The organism is Neobacillus drentensis (assembly GCF_036965245.1).
Lineage (GTDB): Bacteria > Bacillota > Bacilli > Bacillales > Cytobacillaceae > Neobacillus > Neobacillus drentensis_G.
Genome location: NZ_JBALPG010000206.1, coordinates 2,697 through 10,291 on the forward strand (window position 1 = coordinate 2,697; position 7,595 = coordinate 10,291).

The following is a 7,595-nucleotide window of genomic DNA, read 5'->3' on the forward strand; positions in this document are numbered from 1 at the left end:
ATTGATATAGGTTTAATTATTGTGTTGTTGTCAGTGTTAATCGTACATGAATTTTTTCATTTGATCTTTATTCCTAACTTTTTGAAGTCAAAGGATATCATTATTGGGCTAACTTTTTTGGCGGCGTTTGTTCATACAGAACAAACATTAACGAAAGCAAGGTATATTCTTATATTAGTGGCGCCTTTTCTAATTCTTTCTATTTTGTTTCCTCTTATTCTATGTATCTCGGGATTATTAACAGGTAAAGTGCTTTTTTTTATTATACTTAATTCCCTCGGTTCCTCTCTTGATATCATGGGCCTTTTCTTGGTACTATTTCAAGTTCCGAACAAGGCACTATTAAGAAATAATGGAACAAGGACCTATTGGAAGCTAGAATCATAAATAAATGTTAAAGGGGGGCTTAAGAAAGCCTCCCTTTAACATTCCTAGTTTTTGTTTGAAAATTAATCGTGCTGGTTTTCTAATAAAAGATATGCCACCTTTTCGATACTTCTTTTTAAATACCGATAATAGGTGCTTAACGATAAATTCAATCTGTCAGCAATGAGTTCATGATTAGCTGTTTTTTTAATATAGGCCAATTTAATAATAGTGGCGTACAATTGCTCTTCCTCTGAACCTTGGTCCATTCGTTCTATAACCTTAATAAGGTATTTTCGAAAACCTCCACTGTCAGTTTCATTGGTTAAGTAAGGGAAGGAAGAAAAGACAGCTTGAATGATTTTTTCTGATTCAGATTTATGAAAAGTAACAAAGAATTTTTTCAAAAGAGCTGTCATTTCAATGATCCCGTTAATTTGAATTTGTTTAGGTGCTTTAAGTGATTGAGTAATAGCCATCGAAAGATCCCTGTTCCTAAGATCTAACTGTAGAAATGTCATAGGGGTTTCATTAGTATATTTCTTTTGATACCAATCAATCGTTTTGAATCCTAGAGATTTAAAAATATTGGAAAGGTCAGGGAAGGGAGAAACCACATTAATTAATGTATCTTCCGCCAAATTGGAAAATATGTAGCGCAAAATAAAAGCTGTTACATCTGGATCATATTGTGGATCGGATGAAATTACCCAGATTAAATATTCCTTTTCTTGGTGTTTAGATTTTTCCATATATTCCCGATAAACGGGATTTTTAAGAAACATTTTGCGTGTATCTTTATTGAGCGGAACAAATGTTAAAAATCCAACTAGTCTTTCCTCAAATCGGAATCCGATAAATGAATCAGGTGCTGATGTCCAAACCTCATGGAAATACTGATCCTGGTGCCATTTATCAGGTAAAAATGGTTTTAGTGAGACTACAAAGTTTCGAAACATATCCATTAGAATAGGAATCTCCGATTCATTGATTGGACATGGAGTAAATTGACGATTGCTTGCACCGAATCCGAACCTTTTAATATATCCATTTTGGTTTACATGCAGAGTATTAAGTACATAGGGAAGCTTACGTTCTGCCGGCATGGTTTCTAATTTTTTTGTAAGGGCAAGCGTTGCCTTTTTTAAAAGGAATTCGTATTTCTCTGGATTTCTTACAGATAGGTCTGTATTCAGCCATTGCCGAATGGCATCATTAATTCGCCAGCAGTCATTTTCACTTAGTTCAATATATGGAAGCTGGCAAAATTGGTGGAATTGCGAAGTTGTAATAGATTCACCGCAAACACTATTTAACAAATCATAATCAAACCACCAGAATAACGATGCAGTCGTCAATATTTCTTGATGGTGAACGATTTCGTTTGAGGCAGATAAAAGCTGTTGGCTAAGGGAATAGAGAAAATGGCGAAAATCCTCGTTTTCCTCTTTAAATGTACCACCATTCAATTCAACAATATCACAAATAATACGAAGGGCTAATGGCACCCCCTTGGAATAGTATTCAATATAATAACGAGAGTCGTTATCATGAATTCCTCTTAAATCAAGGTATTGTTGAACTGTCTGTTTTTTAAAGCTTCCAATCTCAATTGTTTGTATTAAGCCGAACCAGCCGGGCGTACGGAACCAGTCTGCAGGCAGTTGGAACATTGAAGAAGTTACGATTCTAATTTGTATGGACAATAGGGGAATCCATTTTTCTCTAAACCATTTATGAATAGGACTCCAAAGTTCAAATGAATCAAGAAGTAAAACGATTTTTTCTGCTTCCTTGGCTAGTTCATTTAGATTGTTAGCTAGGTATTGTTCGTTAAGTGAAAAGTTGATAGCCGCATCTGGTTTTAACTTTTGGACTTCCTCAAAAAGATCTGCTAGGAATTTTTCCTTAGTGTCATATCCTTCGAGCCCACTCAAAAAGATAATAGTTGAATCCGATTGTATGGTTTGAAACCTTTTAAGTAAGGTGGTTTTTCCGATGCCAGTGGGTCCATAAAGGTGTAGGAGACGCCAGGAAGGGTCTGTTATACTTACCTCAGCAATAGCGTTTAATTCTTTTTCTCGGCCAACAAACCATCGGTTTTCCATATTAGAAAGAATATTGCTTATTTGCATCGATGCGGCACCTCCATTTCTGAATAAATTGGATAACAAGTTAAACACGATAAAGATGAAAGTATGAGAGTAAGTTGACATTGAAGGTGAAAGTCATTTCTTTTTATAATTCCCTTTGTGGAACAAAATGTTCTTAATAACATTATAAGAGGAGATTGACAAAATGAAAAACAAAACATTAAAAATTTTATCTGGCCTTACTTTAACAGCGATGTTAGCAATTCCTGCAACAGCAAGTGCATCACAGCAGCAAAATGGAATCCAAACTCAGACACAGAATGGCTACACCGCCCTGCAAAAAGGCGAAAGAGTATACGTTTCCGCACCTGGCGGTCAGCTTTATGAAACAAAAGGTCCAGCTCAGCTTGGAAAATTAAAGGATTTATTTGTTATCTTTAAAGGAAGTCCTATAGAAGCGCCTCTAATCGTTGTGGAGACACCTGGTGCTAAAGAATTAAAGGTCTTCAGCGATTTATGGTGGAAATTCAATGACGGTACGTATGAGGATAATCGGACTACTGCTTATGATTCCGGCCGCATTTTTTATGAAGCAAAAGAAAAGATTGTCAGCAAGACAGCCCATCATTATGCAGTTCAAGAAGGAAATGAAGTGTCAGTCATGACAGCCAATAACTATGATGACCTGAGTGAAGGATTCCATGAATCGTATCGTGTGGAAGGAACCTTAAGAGGATTAGTAATCTACGATTGCTGTCCATATGTGGTAATTGAAAACAATGGAGTGTTATCTATCCACGGACATAGTGAAACAGGAATTGTACAATTTGATACAATTAACCTTAACCAATAATTTGTATGAAGAAAAACGGGAGAGTTCTCCCGTTTTTTTTATTGATTAGGATACTGCTTAATGATTCTGTCTGAAAAAGCGTTCGTCAGTCCTAAAGCATGTTTTTCAATCTGGTCGTTTTTGGCTGCATTTTTGAGAAAGAAAAAAGACGACATGATTGTCATCTTTTCCATCTTTCCAGCTTAGGAATATTTCTTGTAAACATGCCAGCAATAAACTTTGGCATACCGAATTCAACAACCTTTTGCTTTACTCGTTCTTTCATTTCCTCCATTGTAATATTTGGCAGAGTGAATTCTCCATTCATATAGCAGTGGCTGCAATACATCGTGCTTTTTGTCCCGTCCTTTTCTGTTCCGCCGCCTAGTTCATCTTTTGCTAAAGGCATACCACAGCTTTGGCAGTTTTTATAGATTGCCATTTTTTACACTCCTATCAATTTTCAAAATTAAATACATCTACAATTTTGTCCGCTTTTATCCGATTTTGACACAGCTTAAACAATTGTCGGAAAAAATCCTCTACCTCAAGTGGTGAAGAAGGCAGTTTAATTTGAACCGTAGTCGATCCAAACATTTGCTTAAAGTATGCCTTCCTTTGATCGTTTTTCCCATCACGTTTAAATGGTTTGTATGTCCAGACAAGATGTGGTCCATCTTCAAGCTCATGAGTTTGCCGGATCTCCGCACAAGTTGTCGACCTATCATGTGCATAAATGACTAAATAATAATTGTCATTGCGGTGCCAATCAATAAATAAAAAGTAATAGCCAGTGTCACTTTCCGGTCGAGTAACTTCATAAGCGGCTAACGTTTTTTTGCCGTTCGTCCATTGATGAAACTTCGGTAAGGTACCGCTAACTGTTTCTAGTTTCCTAATTTCATAAGATACAGGTTTTGACTTTTCAATATGATTTGCTAAGTAAATAGCTTGTTCTTTTTCCAAAGTCAATAATCTCCTTAATGATTTAGTTTCATTATACATTGCGGATAGGGAAAAATGGAAGAATGGTCAAATCTATTTTTAACGGTAATGAACCATGTTATACTTTATTTATTGACTATTCTGATATCAAGAAAGCAGTTTTGGCAAGATATTGGGACAATTAAATTACACAAGTGGAGAATTACATGCTTTCTCGAAAGACATAAGCAGCCTAAAGAGAGAAAGTACACTTTCGCGGAAAATGAACTCAAATATTTGGTGGAATCAAAGTTTATATCTTTTGAAAAAGTTCCCAACCGCTAAAATCTATTAACGAAACCTTGTTCTCGTATAGTTTGTCTTTAAATTGAAACACAACTGACATCATTTTAAAAAAAAGCTTTGTTAGAATCGATATAATTGAGACTTATAGTCTGTATATTCGTCGAATAGTATATGGAATAATTATGACTCTTTTCCATATGAATGACATAGAGTGTTTGCAATTGGAGGGAAAGACAATGACGTTAGAGAAGCAATTAAAACAAAAGACGTACTATAAAATGTACATAAATGAGCATGAGAATATGCACCCGATTCGCGTTCTTGGTGAGGTGTTTCAGGAGGAGGCAAAGCAAGATGTTCCTGATTTATCGTCTATTCGCTTTGCGCAGGGGGAAGTATATTTTCATCATAAAGATTATGAAACTGCCATTTTTAAATGGGAAAACATCGTAGATGAACTCGAGCCATGGGCAAAGAAAAATACTGCAGATGCCTACTACGAGCTTGGGATGCTATCAACGGCTGAGGATATTTATACGGCGATTAAAACTGATAATTCTACATTAAATGCGGAGGTGGCGTTACAGTTATTTTCGCTGTACATCGAGCGCGGGAAGGTAGATGCAGCCGTTTCGACGATAAAAAAGACAATCGTCACTAACCCTGATTATCCGAATGTCACTGAAATTGCCCGTACCTTTTTTGAAGAACAGCAAGATTGGGATAATGCCATTGAACTGGCAGTAACCGAAGCAAAGCGCACAGATTCTATGGAATGGTTTGAAATTCTAAACACTTATATTAAAAGCGGTGTTACGAAAAGCCATGCACCGAGTTATTTTTCCCAGGCCTTAATCCTTCTGTTTAGTCTGGATAAACATAAATTTGAACAGCTGGTTTCATCACTGTGGGATAGCTACAAGACCGAAGAATCTTATTTTGCATGGTTAAGTGAAATCAACCATCTTTTATTAAACCTTGATATCAATCAAGACGAAAACTGGACGGAGCTTTCAAGGCTTCATAAGGAAACGTATTTTGGTTTAATTGAAGGAAAATACTTCATTAAAGTACTTCAGGATTTTATTCCTGACTTGTTAACAAATTGGCTCCGGTTGGCGGATCAAGCAAATGTAGTTTTATCATCAGCTGCTGTTCTCTCATGGAATGAGCTATTTCCTGCGAGTATAAGTTTATCGATCGTCAATGATGCGGAAAAACTGATCAGCATGACAGAAACAGATATGAATGAACTTGACGAGTGCCTTTCACTTTTTGATTCCATTATGAATTGGGCACAGGCACATGATATGGGGAAGAATTATCGAATCAAATGGCTTGTGGACCAATTAGTTGATTTTGATACACAGCATATTTTTATTACCGGGTTAAACGGAACGGGAAAATCAACTTTTCTGAATACTATTTTAGGAGAAGATTTACAGGATGGCCCGACCTCATCAATGGTGATGTTTACACATGCTGAGGATTGTGAAGTCACTGAAATAACTGATAGAGAGATTATTCGCTTACCTGATTTTTCTGATTTTCAAGAACGAATGGATCGCCGCCGCAATGCACTAGAATCAATGATTGAGTTCAAGCTGCCGAATGTATTTTTACAGGAAAATAGAGTTGCTTTCATCGATAACCCTGGTTTAAAGGGTGCCCAACAGTATGATCGCTATGAAGTGCTGAAAACCCTGCATGTTGCTGATTCTGTTCTATTTGTCCTTGATGCTAATACACCGTTTACTGAAAAGGAGCAGGCAGCTTTATCGCAAATTCAGGAGTTAGCCCCAGATATTCCTGTTCATTTTCTGTTAAGTAAAATGGATACGATTGTAGGTGAGCAGGAAGCTCTTCGCATTTTTGATGAAACGAGGTCATTGATTCATTCATATTTGCCTGATGCAAGAGTATTTGCTTTTTCTTCACAATACGATAACGGACAGCAACTGAAGGAATTAACATCGTTTATTCATTCCATTAAGAATACAAGAAATATAGAGGATAAGCGACTGGCGAAACTGCTTTTCTTTATCCGTACCACGATTGCCAGCCTGCTGCAAAAACGAATTGATGTTGAAAATCAGCTGATTGAATCGGTGCGTTGGAATGAAGAAATGTTAATGAAATTAAATGGAGCGGTAAACCAACTTAAGGATACGGAAGTACAAAAAACCAATACCATCACGAAATCCTATGGTGCTATTAAGGAAACTATTAAAGAGGATATTTCAGAAAGCATTCCGAAAATGCTTAAAGAGTGTTCTTCCTTAATTAAGGAAGACAGCAATTTCAGTAAGATTCATTTAGAGCTTAATGATGAGATGAATCGAAGAATTCAAGATTACTTGGAACAAACGGTCATGCCGAAATTTTACCGCTCACTGCAGGATTGGATTGAATATTGTAAAGGGGAATTCCAGCAAAGCCAAGAATTTTTGAATGAGATGGGTGAAGGCTTTAATCAAATGTATGGGGAAGAGCGCATCAAGCTCGAATGTGATTTTAAGGTGCTTGATGATTGGCGACGGGATACCGATCGGATGACAAGCCGCTTTCAGCTTGAAAACGTCAATATTCTGCTCCGCCGTACACCATCACAATTTTTGTTAAAAAGTGCCGGGAAACTATTTGGAGCGCTATCGCAAAACAAGGCATTACTTTTTAATAAATACAAAGCCTTTGTGGAGAATGAAGATTATTCCGAGGCGATTTCAACAGTATGTAAGCAATTTTTCCAACCGTTTGAGCTGTTTGAAAAATCACTGGAGCGGGACATCACCTTGTTTTTCAAGAGTCCATTAACTACGTTAACCGGTTCTGTCGAAGAAGCTCGATCAGGAATTCAAACAAACCAAGAAATGCTTAAAAAAATGAACACCAACCCTGAAATTTTCCGTGATCCATTGACACTGTTTGAAGTAAGACTGCGTCAGTTCGAATGGATGACAGTGGCCGGAAAGGGAATGCAAACTATCTATTAAAACAAGGAAGATGTCCAACGGGCATCTTTCTTTTTAGGCTAACGCATAAGTGCAACTACGCCTCTGTCTTCGCCCTTAGGG

At 36.9% G+C, this 7,595-nt stretch carries 6 protein-coding genes; 3 read left to right on the forward strand and 3 right to left on the reverse strand.

The genetic code is table 11. From position 1 onward, the window contains the following. Window positions 1–387, forward strand: a 387-nt coding sequence (locus V7150_RS25285) for a DUF3267 domain-containing protein (RefSeq protein ID WP_335523787.1), incomplete at its 5' end; no start/stop codon positions are given. A 62-nt stretch (window positions 388–449) separates the two neighbouring features. Here the strand turns inward: V7150_RS25285 and V7150_RS25290 are convergent. After that, the gene (locus tag V7150_RS25290; protein WP_335523790.1) at window positions 450–2,582 is read right to left on the reverse strand and encodes an ATP-binding protein; all 2,133 of its coding nucleotides are present in this window, start codon (window positions 2,580–2,582) and stop codon (window positions 450–452) included. Between the two features lie 82 nt (window positions 2,583–2,664). On the opposite strand from V7150_RS25290, the gene V7150_RS25295 reads away from it, so the two are divergent. Then, on the forward strand, window positions 2,665–3,312 hold the full coding sequence (locus V7150_RS25295) for a hypothetical protein (protein ID WP_335523792.1): 648 nt from the start codon (window positions 2,665–2,667) through the stop codon (window positions 3,310–3,312). 160 nt (window positions 3,313–3,472) lie between these two features. Here the strand turns inward: V7150_RS25295 and V7150_RS25300 are convergent, their stop codons facing one another. Together V7150_RS25300 and V7150_RS25305 are read right to left on the reverse strand one after the other, a co-directional pair. After that, window positions 3,473–3,733 carry a zinc ribbon domain-containing protein gene (locus V7150_RS25300; protein WP_335523795.1) on the reverse strand — a complete coding sequence of 87 codons (261 nt, stop codon included), beginning with the start codon at window positions 3,731–3,733 and terminating at the stop codon, window positions 3,473–3,475. Window positions 3,734–3,747: 14 nt separating this feature from the next. Next, entirely contained in the window at window positions 3,748–4,257 is a 510-nt protein-coding gene (locus V7150_RS25305) for a hypothetical protein (RefSeq protein ID WP_335523798.1), read from the reverse strand. A 500-nt stretch (window positions 4,258–4,757) separates the two neighbouring features. Between V7150_RS25305 and V7150_RS25310 the strand changes: the two genes are divergently transcribed. Beyond that, entirely contained in the window at window positions 4,758–7,514 is a 2,757-nt protein-coding gene (locus V7150_RS25310) for a dynamin family protein (protein ID WP_335523801.1), read from the forward strand. Window positions 7,515–7,595 lie beyond the last annotated feature (81 nt).

Excerpts from the sequence above, each read along its gene's own strand:
- V7150_RS25290 (WP_335523790.1), bottom strand. The coding sequence starts at position 2,582 with ATGTCAACTTACTCTCATACTTTCATCTTTATCGTGTTTAACTTGTTA.
- V7150_RS25295 (WP_335523792.1), top strand. The coding sequence starts at position 2,665 with ATGAAAAACAAAACATTAAAAATTTTATCTGGCCTTACTTTAACAGCG.
- V7150_RS25300 (WP_335523795.1), bottom strand. The coding sequence starts at position 3,733 with ATGGCAATCTATAAAAACTGCCAAAGCTGTGGTATGCCTTTAGCAAAA.
- V7150_RS25310 (WP_335523801.1), top strand. The coding sequence starts at position 4,758 with ATGACGTTAGAGAAGCAATTAAAACAAAAGACGTACTATAAAATGTAC.